The sequence below is a fragment of the Moorena bouillonii PNG genome (assembly GCF_001942495.1).
Lineage (GTDB): Bacteria > Cyanobacteriota > Cyanobacteriia > Cyanobacteriales > Coleofasciculaceae > Moorena > Moorena bouillonii.
Window position 1 is genome coordinate 3,417,193 of sequence record NZ_MKZS01000001.1, and the last position, 19,250, is coordinate 3,436,442.

At 44.3% G+C, this 19,250-nt stretch carries 18 protein-coding genes and 1 pseudogene; 10 read left to right on the forward strand and 9 right to left on the reverse strand.

Annotated features, from left to right (window positions below; translation table 11 throughout):
* Positions 1-560: 560 nt before the first annotated feature.
* The 5 genes from BJP37_RS13935 to BJP37_RS13955 all read left to right on the forward strand — a co-directional run bounded on the left by BJP37_RS13935 (position 561) and on the right by BJP37_RS13955 (position 6,145).
* Positions 561-1,250: a Uma2 family endonuclease gene (locus BJP37_RS13935; protein WP_075899582.1), complete on the forward strand. Its 690-nt coding sequence runs from the start codon at positions 561-563 to the stop codon at positions 1,248-1,250.
* A 651-nt stretch (positions 1,251-1,901) separates the two neighbouring features.
* A complete protein-coding gene (locus BJP37_RS13940; protein WP_070393015.1) occupies positions 1,902-2,423 on the forward strand; it encodes a photosystem I assembly protein Ycf3 in 522 nt (173 codons plus the stop codon).
* A 117-nt stretch (positions 2,424-2,540) separates the two neighbouring features.
* Positions 2,541-2,831 carry an Asp-tRNA(Asn)/Glu-tRNA(Gln) amidotransferase subunit GatC gene (gene gatC, locus BJP37_RS13945; protein WP_075906079.1) on the forward strand — a complete coding sequence of 97 codons (291 nt, stop codon included), beginning with the start codon at positions 2,541-2,543 and terminating at the stop codon, positions 2,829-2,831.
* 153 nt (positions 2,832-2,984) lie between these two features.
* Positions 2,985-4,895 (forward strand): tRNA uridine-5-carboxymethylaminomethyl(34) synthesis enzyme MnmG, encoded by a 1,911-nt coding sequence (gene mnmG / locus BJP37_RS13950; protein WP_075899584.1) that lies wholly within the window; start codon positions 2,985-2,987, stop codon positions 4,893-4,895.
* 80 nt (positions 4,896-4,975) lie between these two features.
* A complete protein-coding gene (locus tag BJP37_RS13955) occupies positions 4,976-6,145 on the forward strand; it encodes a hypothetical protein (protein WP_075899586.1) in 1,170 nt (389 codons plus the stop codon).
* A gap of 54 nt (positions 6,146-6,199) precedes the next feature.
* Here the strand turns inward: BJP37_RS13955 and BJP37_RS39180 are convergent, their stop codons facing one another.
* Positions 6,200-6,337: a hypothetical protein gene (locus BJP37_RS39180; protein WP_158069576.1), complete on the reverse strand. Its 138-nt coding sequence runs from the start codon at positions 6,335-6,337 to the stop codon at positions 6,200-6,202.
* 113 nt (positions 6,338-6,450) lie between these two features.
* Here BJP37_RS39180 and BJP37_RS13960 point away from each other — a divergent pair, with 113 nt between their 5' ends.
* Positions 6,451-7,038 carry a TIGR04376 family protein gene (locus BJP37_RS13960; RefSeq protein WP_075899588.1) on the forward strand — a complete coding sequence of 196 codons (588 nt, stop codon included), beginning with the start codon at positions 6,451-6,453 and terminating at the stop codon, positions 7,036-7,038.
* Positions 7,039-7,219: 181 nt separating this feature from the next.
* Here BJP37_RS13960 and BJP37_RS13965 read toward each other — a convergent pair whose 3' ends face one another.
* Together BJP37_RS13965 and BJP37_RS13970 are read right to left on the reverse strand one after the other, a co-directional pair.
* Positions 7,220-7,576: a hypothetical protein gene (locus tag BJP37_RS13965; RefSeq protein ID WP_075899590.1), complete on the reverse strand. Its 357-nt coding sequence runs from the start codon at positions 7,574-7,576 to the stop codon at positions 7,220-7,222.
* A gap of 96 nt (positions 7,577-7,672) precedes the next feature.
* Positions 7,673-8,683 (reverse strand): phosphoribulokinase, encoded by a 1,011-nt coding sequence (locus tag BJP37_RS13970; RefSeq protein ID WP_075899592.1) that lies wholly within the window; start codon positions 8,681-8,683, stop codon positions 7,673-7,675.
* A gap of 568 nt (positions 8,684-9,251) precedes the next feature.
* Here BJP37_RS13970 and cpcD/petH point away from each other — a divergent pair.
* Positions 9,252-10,463: a bifunctional rod-capping linker CpcD/ferredoxin--NADP reductase PetH gene (gene cpcD/petH / locus BJP37_RS13975; RefSeq protein ID WP_075899594.1), complete on the forward strand. Its 1,212-nt coding sequence runs from the start codon at positions 9,252-9,254 to the stop codon at positions 10,461-10,463.
* A gap of 262 nt (positions 10,464-10,725) precedes the next feature.
* On the opposite strand, the gene BJP37_RS13980 is transcribed toward cpcD/petH, so the two are convergent.
* Together BJP37_RS13980 and BJP37_RS13985 are read right to left on the reverse strand one after the other, a co-directional pair.
* Positions 10,726-11,145 carry a type II toxin-antitoxin system VapC family toxin gene (locus BJP37_RS13980; RefSeq protein WP_075899596.1) on the reverse strand — a complete coding sequence of 140 codons (420 nt, stop codon included), beginning with the start codon at positions 11,143-11,145 and terminating at the stop codon, positions 10,726-10,728.
* 2 nt (positions 11,146-11,147) lie between these two features.
* A complete protein-coding gene (locus tag BJP37_RS13985) occupies positions 11,148-11,375 on the reverse strand; it encodes a hypothetical protein (RefSeq protein WP_075899598.1) in 228 nt (75 codons plus the stop codon).
* A gap of 522 nt (positions 11,376-11,897) precedes the next feature.
* Here BJP37_RS13985 and ftsH2 point away from each other — a divergent pair.
* The gene (gene ftsH2 / locus BJP37_RS13990; RefSeq protein ID WP_075899600.1) at positions 11,898-13,784 is read left to right on the forward strand and encodes an ATP-dependent zinc metalloprotease FtsH2; all 1,887 of its coding nucleotides are present in this window, start codon (positions 11,898-11,900) and stop codon (positions 13,782-13,784) included.
* A 193-nt stretch (positions 13,785-13,977) separates the two neighbouring features.
* Here the strand turns inward: ftsH2 and BJP37_RS39185 are convergent, their stop codons facing one another.
* The 3 genes from BJP37_RS39185 to BJP37_RS41050 all read right to left on the reverse strand — a co-directional run bounded on the left by BJP37_RS39185 (position 13,978) and on the right by BJP37_RS41050 (position 16,034).
* Complete coding sequence (locus tag BJP37_RS39185; RefSeq protein ID WP_158069577.1) at positions 13,978-14,127, reverse strand: hypothetical protein; 150 nt, start codon at positions 14,125-14,127, stop codon at positions 13,978-13,980.
* Positions 14,128-15,008: 881 nt separating this feature from the next.
* The gene (locus BJP37_RS13995; RefSeq protein ID WP_075899602.1) at positions 15,009-15,344 is read right to left on the reverse strand and encodes a hypothetical protein; all 336 of its coding nucleotides are present in this window, start codon (positions 15,342-15,344) and stop codon (positions 15,009-15,011) included.
* Positions 15,345-15,845: 501 nt separating this feature from the next.
* Positions 15,846-16,034: a hypothetical protein gene (locus BJP37_RS41050; RefSeq protein ID WP_075899604.1), complete on the reverse strand. Its 189-nt coding sequence runs from the start codon at positions 16,032-16,034 to the stop codon at positions 15,846-15,848.
* Here BJP37_RS41050 and BJP37_RS39190 point away from each other — a divergent pair.
* Positions 16,033-16,188 (forward strand): hypothetical protein, encoded by a 156-nt coding sequence (locus BJP37_RS39190; protein WP_198954041.1) that lies wholly within the window; start codon positions 16,033-16,035, stop codon positions 16,186-16,188. The two genes, BJP37_RS41050 and BJP37_RS39190, sit on opposite strands and share 2 nt — an antisense overlap.
* Positions 16,189-16,389: 201 nt before the next feature.
* Positions 16,390-16,983 (forward strand): annotated as a pseudogene (locus tag BJP37_RS14005) (DegT/DnrJ/EryC1/StrS family aminotransferase); the annotation flags it as partial.
* A 471-nt stretch (positions 16,984-17,454) separates the two neighbouring features.
* Here BJP37_RS14005 and BJP37_RS14015 read toward each other — a convergent pair.
* Entirely contained in the window at positions 17,455-18,327 is an 873-nt protein-coding gene (locus BJP37_RS14015) for a M48 family metallopeptidase (protein ID WP_075899608.1), read from the reverse strand.
* Positions 18,328-19,250 lie beyond the last annotated feature (923 nt).

Here is a 19,250-nt window from a genome sequence, read left to right on the forward strand (position 1 = left end):
GGAGCAATTTATCTGGCTGCTGCCGTAATCTGGCTTAATTGATGACACGCCCTAGATAAAACCTAGATAAAACTTTACTTTTAGCTGACGGCCAAGTTATGGTTTATGGCAGCATCTACAGGTGCGACCCGTGGCGAATTTAATAATTAGATGCGGAAAGCGCACCTACAAAGAAAACCCCCGAACCGTGAGCTTCGGGGGTAATTATTAGGGTGCATCTACCATTTCTTTCTTCTGAGTTACTTCTCCAGTATCCGGAAGGTTTAGCAGGGGATGATTGACGACTGGCGGCAAGACCGTTCCTCGAAAGCTGTATTAATTATCAATTATCAATTGACCCATAGGACTACTCCTTGATGTGTTATTGTATATTACAGCTTGAAGCACGTAGGGTGGGTTAATTGATTGGCGTTCGCGTAGCGTGACCTACGGTCAATCGCACTCTCACAGCTTCCAAGGGGCGATTGCCATAAAATAGCGGTGCGACAAGGCGCGAGGTTCCAACGCCCACACCGAACGCGCACCAAGACAGAAGCAGGTTAATCGGAAGGTAATGCTCAATGGTAACATTACAGCTCAGGCAGTTAAGTCTTCCTCCAGGACAGCGGATTCTTTTGACTGATGTAAGCTGGTCAAAGTTCGAGGAGATTTTGGAAGAACTCGGTGAAAAAAGAGCTAATAGAGTAGCTTACTATCAAAATCAATTAGAAATTAGAATGCCATTGCCAGAACATGAGTTTGATAAAGAAATTATTGGTGATATGGTTAAAATTTTACTAGAAGAATTGGAATTCAATCGCGAATGTTACGGCTCAACTACTTTCAAGCGGAAGGATATGGCAGCAGGAATCGAGCCGGATAATTGTTTTTATATTCAAAATTATCGTTTAATGATTGGCAAAAGGAGATTAGATTTAAGTAGTGATCCACCTCCCGATATAGCCATTGAGGTTGATGTTACTTCCAAAACACAACTGAGTGCTTATGAAGCTTTGGGAGTGCCTGAGTTATGGCAGTTTTCTAAGGGAAGTTTAAAAATCAATGTACTCCAAGCAGGTAAGGGGGGTAGCTATGTTGAGTCTTCTTTGAGTCCTACTTTTCCTAATTTTCCCATTATTGAAGGGGTTGAGCAGTTTGTCCAAATGAGTTTGACTCAAGGTTCAAGTGCTGCTTTAAGGGCTTTTCGGAAGCGATGCAGCGCGGTCTTGGGGGTTCCCCCCATGAGCGACTGCATCAAGACAGTGGGTTAGGCAGAGAATCGATTGAGGGAATGAGCGTCAAAGAAGACTGTACCTCACTGGCCAATCCCGAGTATTTATGCTTAAAATAACAAATCTAGAATATCGTTACAAAAAAAACCCCCGAACCGTGAGCTTCGGGGAGTAACTATCAGGGTGCATCTACCATTTCTCTTTTCTCGGTGATTTCACGTATATCCGGAAAAGTGACTCACTAATTGATTTAGAGGAATCTACAAAATCCTTAGATAGCTCGCAGGGATTGCTTTGGTAACTATAGGCCGATCAGAAAACCCCGGAAACTGGAGCTCCGGGGGTAATTATCAGGGTTCATCTACCATGCTTTTATTCTAAGTGATTTTACTGAGATTTTAACAAATATATTTATTGACATATATAACCAGATGTGCTAAAGAATAATCAAGTTATAGAACAGTAAGTCAGTTGACGCTCTAGGTAACACAGGCATTACTTGAGCTATAGCACTACACGCGCTTATCACCTGATTGAGGGGTGTTCAGGATAAGTCATGTACTTGCAGCAGTCAGCCCAATGCTTAAGTTTTCCTGGATTGTTGAGCTAACTGCGGAAAGGTTCATAGCTAAATGCTGACGTCACAAGATAGGATTATCTACAAGGTGAAGACTATAGACCCACGCAACTATGCCACGCACTCAACGCAACGATAACTTTATCGATAAAACCTTTACAGTGATGGCAGACATCCTCTTAAAGGTTCTCCCTACCAATAAGCAAGCCAAGGAAGCTTTTGTCTATTACCGAGATGGTATGTCAGCTCAAGCGGATGGGGAATATGCTGAAGCTATGGATAATTACAAAAAAGCGTTGGAACTAGAGGAAGACCCCAACGACCGTAGCTTTATTTTCTACAACATGGGGCTGATTCAAGCCAGTAATGGTGAGCATGAGCGTGCTTTAGAACTCTATCATCAAGCTCTTGAGATCAACCCCCGTATGCCTCAGGCCCTTAATAATGTAGCCGTAATTTACCATTATCAAGGTGAACAGTTTAAGGAAGCTGGGGATAGTGAGGGGGCAGAAGCTTTCTATGACAAAGCGGCTGATTATTGGAAACGAGCTATTCGCCTTGCTCCTAATAACTACATTGAAGCCCAAAACTGGCTGAAAACTACAGGTCGTTCTACCATTGATGTTTACTTTTAACTCCTAGCTTCTAGTTAATAAACTTGATAGTCTTGATAGTCTTTGATTTGGGCTAAGCCTTTAGTGTTGACTGTTGAGGAGTTCATTAGTAACCAAGAATTATAATATAACAAAATGATGATAGACCGCGAACAAGTCCAAAAAGTTGCCAATCTTGCTCGTTTAGAACTAAAAGCAGAGGAAGAGGATAAATTTGCAGCTCAGATGAGCAGTATTTTCGAATATTTTCAACAGCTGAGTGAATTAGATACTGAGGATGTGCCGCCAACTACACGGGCGATTGATATTAGCAATGTGACTCGACTGGATACTCTCAAACCCTATACTGACCGGGAAAGTATGTTCAGGGAAGCTCCTGAGCAGGATGGTGATTTCTTCAGAGTGCCAAAAATTATCACTGAAGGGTAACTGGGGTTGAAAGGGTTTGTTGTTGACGGTTGAGGGTTGAGGGTTGAGGGTTAACTATCAAACTAAACCATAACTTTTTAAATTAAACTATAAAAAACACACCATTTTCTGGTAGAAAATTCCTCATTTGATTTCTGATCCTTCCTTAGACCCATGCATTCCCAAGTAGATTTCCAAGATGCCTTTGATGTGATTGTAGTTGGCGCGGGACACGCTGGTTGTGAAGCCGCCCTAGCTTCAGCACGGTTGGGCTGTCGTACTATCCTACTTACCCTCAATCTAGACAAAATTGCTTGGCAACCCTGTAACCCAGCAGTGGGAGCACCAGCCAAGTCTCAACTCACCCATGAGGTAGATGCTTTGGGTGGAGAAATTGGCAAAATGGCTGACCGTACCTACCTGCAAAAGCGGGTACTGAACTGTTCACGGGGACCAGCGGTTTGGGCTTTGCGAGCGCAGACGGATAAGCGAGAATATGCGGCTGTGATGAAGGAGATTGTAGAAAATCAAGAAAACTTGACTCTCCGGGAAGCCATGGTCACGGATTTGGTGCTGGGGGCTAATGATGAGGTGATAGGTGTCCAGACTTACTTCGGTGTAGCTTTGAGAGCATCGGCAGTAATCTTGACAACAGGCACTTTCCTGGGTGGACGGATCTGGGTGGGAAACAAGTCGATGTCAGCAGGACGGGCTGGGGAATTTGCGGCAATTGGCTTGACGGAAACCCTTAACCGCTTAGGCTTTGAAACGGGACGACTCAAGACGGGAACTCCCGCACGGGTAGATAAGCGCTCTGTGGATTACAGCAACTTGGAACCTCAACCAGGGGATGAGAAGGTGCGCTGGTTTAGCTTTGACCCAGATGTGTGGGTGGAACGAGAGCAGATGTATTGCTATCTGACCCGTACGACTTCTGAGACTCATCGGTTGATTCGGGACAATCTTCATCTGTCCCCCATCTATGGAGGCTGGGTGGATGCTAAAGGACCCCGGTACTGCCCTAGTATTGAAGATAAAATTGTGCGCTTTGCTGATAAGGAAAGCCACCAGATTTTTATTGAACCAGAAGGACGAGATATTCCAGAACTCTATATCCAGGGATTTTCTACTGGATTACCAGAGATGTTGCAGTTGCAGCTATTGCGAACTCTTCCGGGATTAGAAAATTGTGCTATGCTCCGTCCTGCTTATGCGGTTGAGTATGATTATTTACCGGCAACTCAGTGTTATCCGACACTGATGACTAAAAAAATTGAGGGATTGTTCTGCGCTGGACAAATTAATGGTACCACTGGCTACGAAGAAGCAGCAGCTCAGGGGATTGTAGCGGGAATTAATGCAGTGCGCTATGTCCGCCATCAGGAAATGGTGGTGTTTCCTAGGGAAGAAAGCTATATGGGTACATTAATTGACGATTTGTGTACCAAAGACCTTCGGGAACCTTACCGAATGCTGACTAGCCGTTCGGAGTATCGGTTACTATTGCGGTCCGATAACGCTGACCGCCGTATGACTCCTTTAGGACGCAAACTGGGTTTGATTGATGACCGTAGGTGGCAGCTGTATCAACAAAAACAGGCAAACATTACTACAGAAAAAACCCGACTCCAGTCAGTGCGGATTAAGGCACATGATCAAATCGGAATTGCGATCGCATCCGATACCCAGCAAAAGATCAAAGGCTCGATTACCTTAGCTGAGTTACTACGTCGTCCTGGTTTCCACTATGTCAATCTAGACCAATATGGACTGGGTGACCCTAACCTGAATCAGTCGGAACGGGAAGGAGCAGAAATTGATCTAAAATATCAAGGTTATCTTAAGCGTCAGCAAAACCAAATTGACCAAGTTTCTCGGCAAGCTAATCGGCAGTTACCACCAGATTTGGATTATGCTGCTATAGAAACTCTATCCAAGGAGTCTCGTGAAAAGCTTAGCCAAGTCAAACCTATGACTATTGGTCAGGCATCTAGAGTTGGTGGGGTTAATCCAGCAGATATCAATGCGTTGCTGGTATATCTAGAGGTACGGGAACGAAAGTTCAGCGCTGTTGTGGCTCCCTAATCTCAGGGTAATCTGTTAGAGATCCCTAGATAATCTTCTGAAGTATATAGTCAAAGTCATAGTAACGAGAGATACCATCGATGTCTCAGGATGTGATTACCAAAGAAAAATCAACAGAGCGGTTGAACCCTCCCCTTCCCATTCAGCCATGGTCGGTCGATGCTGAAGCCGATAGGTTAATGGATGATTTATTTGGGGATCTGTACCAAATGATTGAAAACGGCTGCGAGTTGCCGACAGAACCCCCTGAGCCAGACTATGTCTCCTTGGAACCGATAGCAATCCAGAAAATTCCCATATCAGCGGCAATTATTCCCTTTCTGGAATCGCCACTCCCCTCAACCCAGGAGTTAGCCGAAACCACATCAAGTGAGTTGCAAACCACAACGGCAGATACTAACTCTAGTACTGTCGCGGATAACTCTGGTCGGTTTTTAGACAAGCTCCTATGGACTTTAGCCTTACTTTCCCTATCAGCAATCACAATAATGTGGCTGACTAGCCAAGGAAAGCTAACTTGGTCATGGTTGAACAACTTAGTGGCTTTAGTATCAGTTCAACAAGGCAAAGTATCAGAACCTGATGCCCAGTTTATTAACTATATGTTGCGATCGCTAGAAGTGATTGACCGCAAAGCACAAGCTATCAAAAAGACTGTGATCGCCCAATCATTACCAGACCCCACCCTTGCCAATCCTCCGGTAGCTCGTAACTCAGCAGCAACTGCACCACCAACTGCTGTCAAAGAACGTGTCTTAGAACGAGTTTATTATATTCCAATTGAAAAGGTTCCAACCCCTGATCCTGCCATAGCATCCTCAGCGCCAGTAAAACCATCCCCTCCTAGTACCCCTGAACTTACACCATCCCCATCACCAATCCCGAAACCTCCGTCAGCAACTGCTATAGAACCACCGCCACCAAATGTTCTAGAATCACCGCCACCAATTACTCTAGAATTACCGCCACCACCAACCCCAGACCCCCTGCCCACCGCTACTCTTGACCGACTCCCTGCCCCACCACCACCTCCACCATCATCACCTGCCATCAAACATACCTTGGTGGGATTACTGGAGCTAGGAGAGCAATCTGCTGCTTTGTTTAAAATTGATGGTGTTACCCAACGGATTAAGCTGGGGGAAGCCATTGGTAATAGCGGTTGGACTCTAGTCTCTGTAGATAATCAGGAAGCAGTGATTCGACGCAATGGTGAAGTTCGTTCAATTTACGTTGGACAACATTTTTAGTTATGTAAGATCATGACTGTAATAAATCACCATATCGAATGTAAAAAACAAATTCTAACGCTCTAGGGAAATTAAGAACAGGATGGCTCGGTTGCCAATTGCCAATGGTATTTTGTAGTGGGTTATATTATGTATGCGATCGCATCCCCAATTTGTGCGATCGCAAAAACCCCAATGGTCACTTAAATTCACTATTATTAACTAACTATATTTAACATTCCTGTAGCTATTTCAGATAAGCTGAGATATGTTGATAGAACAGAGTGAAACATATATGATCTAATAGGATCTAGGATAGTGGTGCAGTGGGACTATTTGAAGACCTAAATCGATTTCTAGAAAGTCGTCTAGAAGAATTTCTCCGCAACAATCCTCATCTAGAGTTACAGGCACTAGAGGAGCAGTTGCGCGAGCAAGAAAAAGACACACTGCGGCTAATTATTGACTTACAGCAACAGGAAAAGCGGTTGCAAGACCAAATTCTCGCCGTTGCCAAAGACATTCAACGTTGGCATGAGCGTATTGAAAAGGCTAAGTCCCACAACAGATTTGATTTGGCTAAAGCAGCTCAAGAGCGAGAAGCAGCTCTGTTACGTCAAGGCAATCAGCTTTGGGGCCAGATGGAAGGGGTTAAACAGCGCATTACTAAAGCCAAGGAACTCCAAGAACAGATTAAAAACCGTCGCGCTGAAGTTCAGGCTAAAGCTAGAGATACAGCAGCAGCTCGGGCAAGTGCTCAGCCGAAGGGGAACTCCCAGACATTTTCCTGGAATCAGACTACCAACAGTAACCAATATAATATCCCTTCTGGTGTAGACCCTTTAGAGCAACAGTTTAAAAGCTGGGAAATGGATGAAGAGTTGGAGCAAATGAAGCGGAATATGAACAGTTAATGTAAGCTATCAGCTATAGCGCGATTAGCGCTACGCGCACGCGTGCGCGTTCAGCTATTGAATGAGAGAGGTAAGCATTCGTTTAATCTGAGTTATTTCACAGGCTAGAAGCCTGTTCCACAAAGCTTTTCGCTTAGGGTGAACCAAAGCCCAACGGCTGACGACAGATGACATAAATTCTTCATTCATCCTTTTTTTGACAAGGACGATTGATAATAAAAGAAATTGATTTTTGTGGGATAGGCAAGGTAGGAAATAAGGACTGCTTTGTAGCGTTTAATTTAGCAGTATTGGCAATGTCTTGGCCTTGGCTGTCTTGGCTTAGATTAGGAGCAGATGAATCAGATGGAAAGGAAGGCTGGCGAAAAATCCAGCCTGGATGCTTGCCATAGTTAGAAGCGATCGCTAATAAGGCTCCTGCTAAGATAAACACCGGTAGTGGTAGAGTTACGTGTCTAACCCACTGGTAGATTTCCACCATCACAAAAAACACCAAAACGCTAGCTATCCAAATTTTTATAACTCTATCCGATACCATGCCAATCTTATGCTCTGATTCGGTTTGTTCCGTCTGAGGAAGCTGATGGAATGTGAGTCACGCAAACATTGTTTCCATCAGCTCCTGTAGACCATACTACACCTTGGCTGCTACTTTGGCTGGAGCGGATACCAAGCTTTCATAAGTTGACCGCATCTTCAGACCAACGAGAACCTGGAACAACCCAGAACCGTTGTTAGAGCCAGGATAATCCTTGTGCTTGAGCAATAACTCGGTCATCTCTCCATTGTACTTGGTTGAGGTATTGCTGAGGTGACTTTCGATGTAAATCATCTCGTTTAGGTTATCGAACTGACCATCTACCTCTAGTACAGAGACTTCGTTACCCATGTAGCTGTCTGGCCCATAGTACATTTTCAGACCAGGATAAGCACAGGTTAGCTTGCGACCACAAGGTCTCCAGTCGATGGTTGACCCTTCATCAAACAGATAAACTGGGTTGAAGTCTTTCACTCCTTCCTTTTGAACTAGGCGCACCCGCAGTAGATTGCTTTCCTTAGCTGCCTCTCCCTGAAGCAGCTGGGTGGGAAAGATTTGAATGACCACATCAGCGTATTGCTTCTGGACTTCAATGTAAGCTTCAAAGTCTGGACGTCTAGCTTCAATCGACGCTAGGATATCCTCATAACGATGGCCCCGTTCTGCCATGTCCCGCTGGATTTTCCATTGGATTTTGACCTCATCGCTAATGTCTAGGTAAACCCCGAAGTCAACCAGATCACGCACCCGCTCATCATAAAGAGGGTGCAGGCCTTCAATCACTACAACTTTATTTGGCTCAATCCGCTCTGGTGGATCAAGTTCACCGGTCTCATGGTTGTAGATAGGTTTGTCTATGCCCCGACCTTCTTTAAGCGCTTTGATTTGCTCGTACATCAAGTCAAAGTTATTTGCCTTAGGATTAAGGGCAGTAACTTTTTTCTCTTTGCGCTGTTTACGATCCAGACTGTGATAGTCATCCAGACAAATCACCGTCATGAACTCCTGGCCAAATAGGTCGGTCAAACGCTTCAGAAACGTTGATTTACCGCATCCTGAGTCTCCAGCAACTCCTATAACTACCACCCTCTCCAGATCTGTGGTCATATCTTCCCTCTAACGTAAAACATATTCTCAAATCAGTTTTCAGTAAGCCAAAGCCCAAGCCTGGGAGCAATCTGACACACGCTTATAGTGGTGCTTGATAACATGCCACCATAAATCCACTCGCTTAAGTACTAACCACTAGGGAAGACCAAAGCCAAGCTCTGCTTAAGTATTTACTACTAGCTGCTCATAGTGGATTCTACCAAAACCAGATTGCTTATACAAGGCTGATTGTCAGTAGCATTACCTCGCTTAGTACTTATGCTAAGGTTTGTTGGGCATTTTTTAAAGAAAAAATTAAACTGACTCAGGATTTACAGTTTTTGAGTTATTCATCATGTAACTTGAGAGTAGTGCCTAGCAGTGCCTCTACACTAATTCTCTCCCTGATAAACCAAAAACATTACTGGGCATAGCTTTACAATGTTACGCTAATAAGGCATTATTCGGGGTTATTACTAGCTAGCCGCTCACCCATCGACCGTGAGTCCGTTTGTGGTGCCAAGGCAAGTCTTAGGAATACATAGTTAGCAATACATAGTCAGTTTGGTTTGGAGCAATAGAAGCAATGTCTAGTCCTAGCGAGTCTACTAATTCCAGCACTGTTACAGAATTTGGTAGTCGCACTTACCTTTATGAGGTAGTCGGTCTTCGTCAAAATGGACCGATTCGTCAGAGTGGCACGGTTTTGTTGACGGTGCCCTATAACCGCATGAAGCAGGAAATGCAGCGGATTGCTCGCATGGGAGGGAAGATTGTCAGCATTAAACCTTTATCCAGTAGTGCTGCTAATGGGTCAGTGGCTCAAACACAACCTACCCAGTCAGAAAACACAACTAAGCCTACCCAGTCAAAAAACACAACTAAGCCTATGACTCAAGCGAAACCCAAAAAGGCCAAAGATGATATCCCTGTCAATACCTATCGACCCAAAAACCCCTTCATTGGTAAGTGTATATCAAACGAACAACTAGTCCGCGAAGGGGGTATTGGTAATTGCCGTCACATCAAATTTGACCTTTCTGGAGGTGATCTGCGGTATCTCGAAGGTCAAAGTATTGGGATTATTCCCGATGGTACTGATGACAAAGGCAAACCCCACAAGCTTCGTTTGTACTCCATTGCTTCTACTCGTCACGGCGATGACTTGGATGATAAGACAGTATCCCTCTGTGTCAGACAGCTGCAGTACAAACATCCTGAAACTGGGGAAACCGTAAACGGTGTCTGCTCTACCTTCCTGTGCAATATGAATCCAGGGGATGATGTCAAAATCACTGGACCGGTGGGTAAGGAGATGTTGCTGCCATCAGACCCCAATGCCAATATCATCATGATGGCAACGGGCACTGGTATTGCACCATTCCGCGCTTTCCTATGGCGGATGTTTAAAGAACAGCACGAAGATTACAAGTTCAAGGGCTTGGCTTGGCTGATCTTTGGTATTTCTACTACCCCTAACATCCTCTATAAAGATGATTTAGAAGCAATGCAGCAGAATAACCCAGATAACTTCCGCCTCACCTATGCCATTAGCCGTGAGCAGAAGAATTCTGAAGGGGGCAAAATGTATATCCAGCACAGGGTGGCGGAACATGCTGACGAGTTGTGGAAGCTGATGCAGGAACCAAACACCCATACCTACATCTGCGGATTAAAAGGTATGGAAGGTGGTATTGATGAGGCTTTGACCGCTGCAGCTGCTAAAGAGGATGTAGATTGGACTACATACCGACAGCAAATGAAGAAAGCACATCGCTGGCACGTAGAAACCTACTAGTAAAAACCTACTAGTAAAAACCGAATAGGTTACGGCTGGTATAAAGTAAATCCTCCTTTTGGAGGAGTTAGATCAAAACTAGCGCGTCTGTTTTTTTTGGCCATAGAGCTGAGTGAAACAGATGCGCTACTGTTTTTTTGAGCTTATTCTATAGGGCTGCATCGCTTTTTTACTCTTCGCTCAAAATTCTAGTAAGGGCAACCGAACCACCTTAGCCTGAATAGTCCCAATCCCATACTGCCAAGTTAAAGAAGGAACCAAATTAACCCCTGGGCTTTAACAGACGAATAAAACCAGCCTGTTCAAAATGTTGGTCTGACGTAAATGCCGTCGTTATCCCCTCCCGCTCCATAATCACAAAACTAATACAATCAGTTAATCCCCAATCCTTATCCAAACGCTGACAATAAAGCTGCCAACCCGCATCAAAAAGAGCTTGACTAACCTCAATCACTCGCAAACCTGCCAAACCCTTGAGGCGATTGAGCAAATTAATAGTCTGGGGACGAAAGCGTACAGAAGTTAAAGCATCAGCCACTTCCAAAAGCACAAAATAACTAGTTACCAAACGATAATTATCTTGCTCCAACCTCACCCTTACCTGTTTAGCAATGCGGTGAAAATCATCATCCACATTCACCAAAGCAATCCACGCCGCCGTATCCACAAAAACTGTCCTCACGACTATTCCACCCCTCGCTTCTCCCCACCGTGGGCATAATGGTCATGTTGATAGGATAAATCAGCAATTCCCGTGCTAACTTGGCTTTCTGCGATAATTTCATCAAAATCAGCCCAAAAATCCCCCTGTTTCTGCTCCAATGCCTTGAGAATGAGCGCAGCAATGCTATTTTGTTCCGACTCTGGCAACTGTCTCACCTGGGAGATGGCTTGCTCCAACAATTCTGTCATGGTTATCTGTGCCTAAACAGCTGATTGAGATCATGTACATCAACAAGCCTATTCCAACTGTAACTAAATAACTGCTAACTGCTAACTGACTACCGAACAACCCTAGGGGTCACCCCAATCCCATACTGCCTCCTTCAAGCACCCATCCCCCTCTCAAACAGAACCCAAACCATGAGCGACTGCCTCAAGACGGGAACAGGGAATCAAAAAGCTTGTTACATAAAGGTTTGATGAATTATTCGTCCCTTGAATTTGGAAAAACTATGACAAGCCTTGCGATCACTCCCTTGCTCACATAATGAGATTTATGTTAAATTTAGTTAAAATAACGTTACAATAACTTGTGTTATCACCAGTTATGTGGCAATACCCCTCAAGGGTATTGACCAAAAATACAAACATACTATAAGCAAACGGTTTTAGGGTATTGAATGGATATTTGATCTTGATTTGCTTTGTAATCAGATCCTCCCTAACAGGGTGATACCAGCATTCGTTACCAGTAATAGAGGCGAATAAAACATGAAATTTTCTTGGAGAATACTCCTACTCTGGACATTACCTGCCCTAGTCATTGGTTTTTTCTTTTGGCAGGGAACATTTGCCAGTACTACCGGGAATATGGGTAGTAATACCGCCAGTACTCGCATGACCTATGGTCGCTTCTTGGACTATATTGATTCCGGTAGAGTCACTAGTGTTGACCTCTATGATAGTGGTCGCACAGCGATTGTAGAAGCTGTGGATGTGGATCTTGATAACCGCTTACAGCGGCTGCGAGTAGATCTGCCAATTAGTGCGCCGGAACTGATTTCTAAGCTCAGAGAGTCTAATATTGCTCTGACATCCCATCCCGCTCGCAATGATGGTGCAATTTGGGGACTGCTGGGGAATTTAATTTTTCCGATTCTCTTGATTGCGGGATTATTTTTCCTATTCCGTCGCTCCAGCAACATGAATGGTGGTCCTGGTCAAGCGATGAATTTCGGGAAATCCCGGGCGCGGTTCATGATGGAAGCCAAAACTGGGGTCCTGTTTGATGATGTGGCCGGTATCGAAGAAGCGAAAGAGGAACTCGAAGAAGTAGTTACCTTCCTCAAGCAACCGGAACGGTTTACCGCAGTCGGAGCACGAATACCAAAAGGGGTGCTGCTGGTCGGTCCTCCTGGAACTGGTAAAACCCTCTTAGCAAAAGCGATCGCTGGTGAAGCAGGAGTGCCTTTCTTTAGTATCTCTGGTTCCGAATTCGTGGAAATGTTCGTGGGTGTTGGTGCCTCTAGGGTTCGTGACTTGTTCAAAAAAGCTAAGGAAAATGCCCCTTGCTTGATATTTATCGATGAAATTGATGCGGTAGGACGGCAACGGGGAGCTGGAATTGGTGGTGGTAACGATGAACGGGAGCAAACCCTAAACCAATTGCTGACGGAAATGGACGGGTTTGAAGGAAACACTGGCATTATCGTGATTGCGGCTACTAACCGTGCGGATGTGCTGGATACAGCTCTGTTACGTCCCGGACGCTTTGACCGCCAGGTGATGGTAGATCCCCCAGACCTGAAAGGGCGGATTAAGATTTTGGAAGTCCATGCTCGGGATAAAAAACTCGCTTCAGAAATTTCCATCGAAGTGATCGCAAGACGGACTCCTGGATTCACTGGTGCTGATTTATCCAACCTGCTCAATGAAGCCGCTATCCTGACTGCTCGCCGTCGCAAAGAAGCGATTACCATGCTGGAAATCAATGATGCGGTTGACCGGGTAGTGGCTGGGATGGAAGGTACTCCCCTGGTAGATAGCAAGAACAAGCGATTGATTGCTTATCATGAAGTTGGTCACGCTATTATTGGTACCCTAGTAAAGGATCACGACCCTGTACAGAAAGTTACCCTGATTCCCCGAGGACAAGCTCAAGGTCTAACCTGGTTTACTCCTAGTGAAGAGCAAGGTTTAATTACCAGAGCTCAGCTTTTGGCTCGGATTACTGGAGCTTTAGGGGGTCGAGCTGCGGAAGAAGAAGTATTCGGTCATGCTGAAGTCACTACTGGTGCCGGTGGTGATTTGCAGCAATTGACTGGGATCGCACGGCAAATGGTAACTCGCTACGGGATGAGTGACTTAGGTTCTCTGTCCTTGGAAAGCCAAGAGGGAGAAGTCTTTCTCGGTGCGGGATTAATGTCTAGGGCAGAGTACTCTGAAGAGGTTGCTGCTCGGATTGATCAGCAAGTTCGTCAAATTGTAGAACATTGCCATCAAGAAGCACGAGATATCATTCGGCAGAATCGAGATGCGGTTGATCGATTAGTGGATCTGTTGATTGAAAAGGAAACTATTGAGGGTGAGGAGTTCCGTCAAATTGTGGCTGAGTACACCGATGTGCCTGAGAAGCCACAGTATGTACCTCAGTTATAAGGGCTTGTTGACTGTTGAGGGTTGTTCGCGTAGCGTGGCCGAAAGGCCAAGGTTGAAGGTTTAAGGTTGAAGGTTTAAGGTTGAGGGTTTATAGCAATTCTCTATGCCATGAGGTACAAAGGGATCCCCCTAAATCCCCCTTATCAAGGGGGACTTTGAGGTTGAAAAGCGTACCTCATAAATTCTAGAAACGCTATAAGTAAATGTGGCGTAGGGTGCGTGATAAGACGGGCTTGCCCTGATTTTCGGCGTTGCTGAATAATGGCATGATTTTAAGAGTTTTTAGGTGCCCTTGACCTTGGCGAATTAAATTCGCCACGGGTCGCACCTGTAGAATGGGCATCTTGCGTGGAAGCGATGCAGCGCGGTCTTGGGGGTTCCCCCCATGAGCGACTGCATCAAGACACTGGCATCTTGCCAGTTTCCTGCTTATGTTCGCGCGGGGAGGATGCCCACTAATCTCCTATTCATTACTTGACTGACGCAACGCCTGGATTCTCGTTGTTTTAACGACTAATTCTATAAAAATGATTCAAGGATGTGATTCTTCAAATCACATCCTTGGATCATTTCTATGAAGATCAATCGCTATGGAAGAGAAATAAAATCAGCGTACCAATTAAACCCTCTGAGAATTAGACCTGTCAAACCCTTGAAACCTTCCAATTACTGTACAAATTAACCATTAGTTAAATTGATAAGCGTGATCGTTTTAAAAAAACGATTTTGAGACGCTTACAGTGATTGAGTTTCAGCCTCAGAGTAAGTTTCTGTACACTTGCTATTCATGCTATGACAGGGGGACTACTCTCAAACAAAATAGGCAACGGTAGCGCTTGAGCTAAGAGGATATCTGAAAAGTTTTTTATACTGAATTTTGCCCCCCTAACCCCCCAACTTTGGGGGGAACAAGAGTCAATTTGCTTGTAAAAGTCCCCCAGAATTGGGGGACCCACGGGGGCTTGGATGTAGCAAATGAGACTTCTCAGACAACCTCTAACACTTATAGTTTGACCTGTCTGAGTAGTTTTAGGCTCGCAACGACTAAGGTCACCAACAAATACCTGCTGTGATACAGCTGATTTTGTATAATTTCCTGGTATGTTTTAGCTATCATTTTTGGTAGATAGGTCAGAGTTACTATATTTGACCTATCTTTTTTTTTATTCCTCTGCTGTATCCCTTGCTAAACAAGGGCTATAACCGCTATTTCTCCTAGTCAGTTTACTTCTTTTTTTCACCAAAAGCAATAAAGGTGAAAGGAGCACGTTTTAAATCCCCGTCTTCATTAGTAGTGTAGCAGTCAAAACTAGACACTGAAACATTAGATACTGAAACAGACAGGTTAGGCACGCTATATGTATTATTCTCATCCACATAAACTGAAGCGACTACTCCAGGCTTTTCGCGAAATTGTTTATCAGGATTAAATGTTATTGTGTAACACCCTGGATCACCTTTTGTAACAGTGAAGCCTTCACCCCACATTTTGCCGTTTTGATCAACACCACCGTAGATATGCTCGTGGTCATCACCAGAAACAGATTTAAAAGTTGCCATAACTAACTCCTGTGAGATTGACTGTTTACAAAGGGATTGTAGGAAAAAAGAAGTGATTACATTCTTTGGTTCCCCTACAGATAACTATCTTAGGATTTTTCACAGTTTTGAATCTCATAAAACTCATATAAAAGCTCATATAAAAGCTCATATAAAACCTCATACTACTTATCTCAAACCTCATACTACTTATCTCAAACCTCATAAAAGCTCATATAAAAGCTCATATAAAACCTCATACTACTTATCTCAAACCTCATACTACTCATCTCAAACCTCATAAAGTTCATATAAAACCTCATAAACCTCATATCAAACCTCATAAACCTCATCTCAAACCCTACATTCCCGTTCCTACTCAATCTCCCATAAGATTGTTGCAACAATTTGAGCGCTAATCACATTACCGTCAATTTGTCAAATCCTAAGTCCTCATACCTGCTGAAAGCCCGATAAAAAAAAATGACGGACTTCAGCAGGTAAACCCGTCAGCTACAACCCTCATGGTTGAGGGATTTTTTTCAAGGGCAAGACCTGTTTAGCCCCATATTTCACCCGAGCTGAAGCGAGGACGATTTTCCCCATCCAAATGCCAATACCTATACCAAAGGGAACAGGGAACAGGGAGTAGGGAGTAGCGATGCAGCGCGGTCTTGGGGAGCCAGTGCGGTCTTGGGGGTCTCCCCCCATGAGCGACTGCCGTGGTTTCCCCCATGAGCGACTGCATCAAGACGGGAGTAGGGAAAAGGGAAAAAAAATTATCACAATTCCTACACGGATTGGTATAGTTATTAGAAAAGGCAATACTTGCCAACTTGTTGATAAAAATTTTGGGGTATTATAGGTTTTTATAGCGTTTATAGTACTCATGAGGTACAGTCTTCTTTGACGTTGATTCCCTGTTAGGTGCGCTTTCCGCATTAAGAATTAAATTCGCTACGGGTCGCACCTCTTAATGCAGCGCATCGCTATTCCCTCTTATCTGTTCCCTGTTCCCTGTTCCCTAAAATCTAGAAATTGTGTACCTCACAAGTCGTAGAATTGCTATATTACAAATGGCAATAAAATTATTACTACCTCTGGTGGCGGCATGTTGGTTTCAAACCATCCTGATTTTGTCAGCAAAGCTCGTTTTCTGGCAACCCAAGCCCGAGACCCAGCCCCCCATTACCAGCACTCACACATTGGCTACAACTATCGCCTCAGCAATATTTTAGCTGGAGTTGGTCGTGGTCAATTGCGGGTTTTGAATCAAAGAGTAGCAGCGAGACGGCGTAACTTCGAGATTTACCAGGAAGCCTTGGCAGAGCTGCCAGGAATAGAATTTATGCCAGAAGCCCCCTATGGACGAGCCACGCGCTGGTTAACTTGCCTGACCATTAACCCTGATGCCTTTGGAGCAGATCGAGAGCAGGTTCGCCTGGCTTTGGCTGCAAAGCAAATTGAAACCCGTCCTGTCTGGAAACCATTACACTTACAGCCTGTATTTGCTGAGTGTCACTCTATTGGTGGTGCGATCGCAGAAGATTTATTTGAGCATGGTCTTTGCCTACCTTCTGGCTCCAATCTTACCACTGAAGACCTAGAGCGGGTGATTGAAGGGATTAAGGCAACCTCTCGTTGTCTAGTACACAAGTAATATCAAGTCTGGTTGAATACCCATAATTAATCGAGAGTGTGGGGAGATGGGGAGATGGGGTGATGGGGAGATTTTTATTAAGGGTAATTACCCTGAGATTATATAACTTTTTTATTTGAATTGTGAACATACTCCCTTAAGCAAAAGCAAGGTAAGTCTTAGAGGTTGTCTGAGAAGTCTCATTTGCTACATCCAAGCCCCCGTTGGTCCCCCAATTTTGGGGGACTTTTAGAAGCAAATGGACTCTTTTTCCCCCCAAAGTTGGGGGGCTAGGGGGGCAAAATTCAGTATAAAAAAACTTTTCAGATATCCTCTTAGCTGTTCCCGTAGCCTGCGCGTAGCGCATTAGCTGAATGTTTATCTCCCTACTTCCTACTTCCTAATCCCTACTCCCTACTCCCTGCTCCCTGCTCCCTAAAACCCAAGACGAAAGTACCTGATACCAATGACTCTTCCGATTAAATACACCAACTACTGACCAAACCTACCTTCGATTTGCTCTTCAAAAGACTTCCTTGGTTTAGAGTCAACTCGCAACGAGTTTCCATTGTCTGATAGCTCATAAGTCAGCGGCTTGCTCCCAAGTAGCTGGATACGACCTCGCCGTGCTAACTGCTTTGGAGGATTTTCCACCATCAGCGCTTCGATCGCCTCAATACGCTGAGAAATAGTTGGGTGCGTCTTGCTCTTAAGGCCGCCTCCGGGCAGTTCTGCTAAAGTATTAAGCCCTCGCACAGACCCTTCCGGATCAAATCCAGCACGAGCCAAATACTGATAAGCTATGCGATCAGCTTCCAATTCTAGATTGTGACTCAACTTTTGTATTCGCTCCTGCCACTCCCTCAGCCGTTTTTGAGCTTCTTGTTGATTGTCCGCAGAGGAGACATCAATAGACGCTTCATGGGCACTTTCAATTAGCTCAGAGATATGACCGTGACTATGGTGTGCCATTTCATGGGCAATCACAAAAGCCAAAGCAGAAACATCCCCTGCCATCAGATCCAACAAACTTTTATCAAGGGTAATCACATAAGCTGAATGGGCGTAGGCTTTTGTAGAATACTCAGGGACAATCCTCACTCGCCAGAAACGAGTATCTATGTCGTTGGTGCGAACGATGCGGTCTACGATCCTGTAAATTACGTACAAGTCTTGTGGGAGTTCGGCTTTAGCCTTTTCATAGGCAGTGGGAAGTTGATATCCCAAGGGTTGTTTTAGAGAAATGTCGGGCGCGGTCTGATCGGTTTGTGCAGCAGCAGCGGTTTGCATTGATAAAGACAGAGGAAGCATTAGTGCCAGCACAGAAGTGACAATCCTTGCCTGTGTTTTTACGCTTGTCAACATAATTTCTCCTTGCCCCTAGCTCAGGGCGTAAACTAATCAGAGGATAGATTTCTCTCTTCATTTACTTTCTATCAAAGTAGAATTTGGCTTGGATTTCCTAGTGTGCTACTCAATAATGTGTCCTAATCAATTGATAATAACTAATTGAGACTAAACTTTTATTTTTGAACTCCAAGCCTTGTCAAAAGTAATCTCATGTCATCCAATCCTATATCAATCAATGGTGATTTGATTCTAATATGGTTAGTTTAATCTATCCCTATTTTACTGAATAATTTGGATTGATTTAGCTTATTTTTTTTAATTAAACAGTACCCATAAGGGTACTATTTGACCGGTAGCATATAAAAAAATAGCTGATAGTTGAATCCTTAGGTTTTATTATTAAATTTTTAAGGATTTGACCATACCCATAAGGGTACTCTTTCCTCGGCAGTTTCTAGCCTAATGAGGTACAAAGTATTTTTTCCCACTTCCCACTTCCGACTTCCGACTTCCCTGTTCCGGTGATCCGCTGTTCCCTGTTTCCTAAAAACCCCACCAAATTGAAAACCGCTATATATTCCAATGAGCTATCAGACCAATTAAAGTAGGGTGGGCAAAGTAATATAATCATTAATACTCAAAACAAGCAAACTGTGTCTTGATGCAGTCGCTCATGGGGGAAACCCCCAAGACCGCGCTGCATCGCTTTTTGCCCACCCTACAAGCTGCTATCAGCTACTTCCGACTTATCTGTTCCCTGTTCCGGTGATCCGCTGTTCCCTGTTCCCTAAAAATCTCACCAAATTGAAAACCGCTATATATTCCAATGAGCTATCAGACCAATTAAAGTAGGGTGGGCAAAGTAATATAATCATTAATACTCAAAACAAGCAAACTGTGTCTTGATGCAGTCGCTCATGGGGGAAACCCCCAAGACC

Bases quoted from the DNA above. Each gene is read 5' to 3' on its own strand.
- BJP37_RS13935 (WP_075899582.1), top strand. From the start codon at position 561: ATGGTAACATTACAGCTCAGGCAGTTAAGTCTTCCTCCAGGACAGCGG.
- BJP37_RS13940 (WP_070393015.1), top strand. From the start codon at position 1,902: ATGCCACGCACTCAACGCAACGATAACTTTATCGATAAAACCTTTACA.
- gatC (WP_075906079.1), top strand. From the start codon at position 2,541: ATGATAGACCGCGAACAAGTCCAAAAAGTTGCCAATCTTGCTCGTTTA.
- mnmG (WP_075899584.1), top strand. From the start codon at position 2,985: ATGCATTCCCAAGTAGATTTCCAAGATGCCTTTGATGTGATTGTAGTT.
- BJP37_RS13955 (WP_075899586.1), top strand. From the start codon at position 4,976: ATGTCTCAGGATGTGATTACCAAAGAAAAATCAACAGAGCGGTTGAAC.
- BJP37_RS13965 (WP_075899590.1), bottom strand. From the start codon at position 7,576: ATGGTATCGGATAGAGTTATAAAAATTTGGATAGCTAGCGTTTTGGTG.
- BJP37_RS13970 (WP_075899592.1), bottom strand. From the start codon at position 8,683: ATGACCACAGATCTGGAGAGGGTGGTAGTTATAGGAGTTGCTGGAGAC.
- cpcD/petH (WP_075899594.1), top strand. From the start codon at position 9,252: ATGTCTAGTCCTAGCGAGTCTACTAATTCCAGCACTGTTACAGAATTT.
- BJP37_RS13985 (WP_075899598.1), bottom strand. From the start codon at position 11,375: ATGACAGAATTGTTGGAGCAAGCCATCTCCCAGGTGAGACAGTTGCCA.
- ftsH2 (WP_075899600.1), top strand. From the start codon at position 11,898: ATGAAATTTTCTTGGAGAATACTCCTACTCTGGACATTACCTGCCCTA.
- BJP37_RS39185 (WP_158069577.1), bottom strand. From the start codon at position 14,127: ATGCCCATTCTACAGGTGCGACCCGTGGCGAATTTAATTCGCCAAGGT.
- BJP37_RS13995 (WP_075899602.1), bottom strand. From the start codon at position 15,344: ATGGCAACTTTTAAATCTGTTTCTGGTGATGACCACGAGCATATCTAC.
- BJP37_RS39190 (WP_198954041.1), top strand. From the start codon at position 16,033: ATGAGCGACTGCCGTGGTTTCCCCCATGAGCGACTGCATCAAGACGGG.
- BJP37_RS41050 (WP_075899604.1), bottom strand. From the start codon at position 16,034: ATGGGGGGAGACCCCCAAGACCGCACTGGCTCCCCAAGACCGCGCTGC.
- BJP37_RS14015 (WP_075899608.1), bottom strand. From the start codon at position 18,327: ATGTTGACAAGCGTAAAAACACAGGCAAGGATTGTCACTTCTGTGCTG.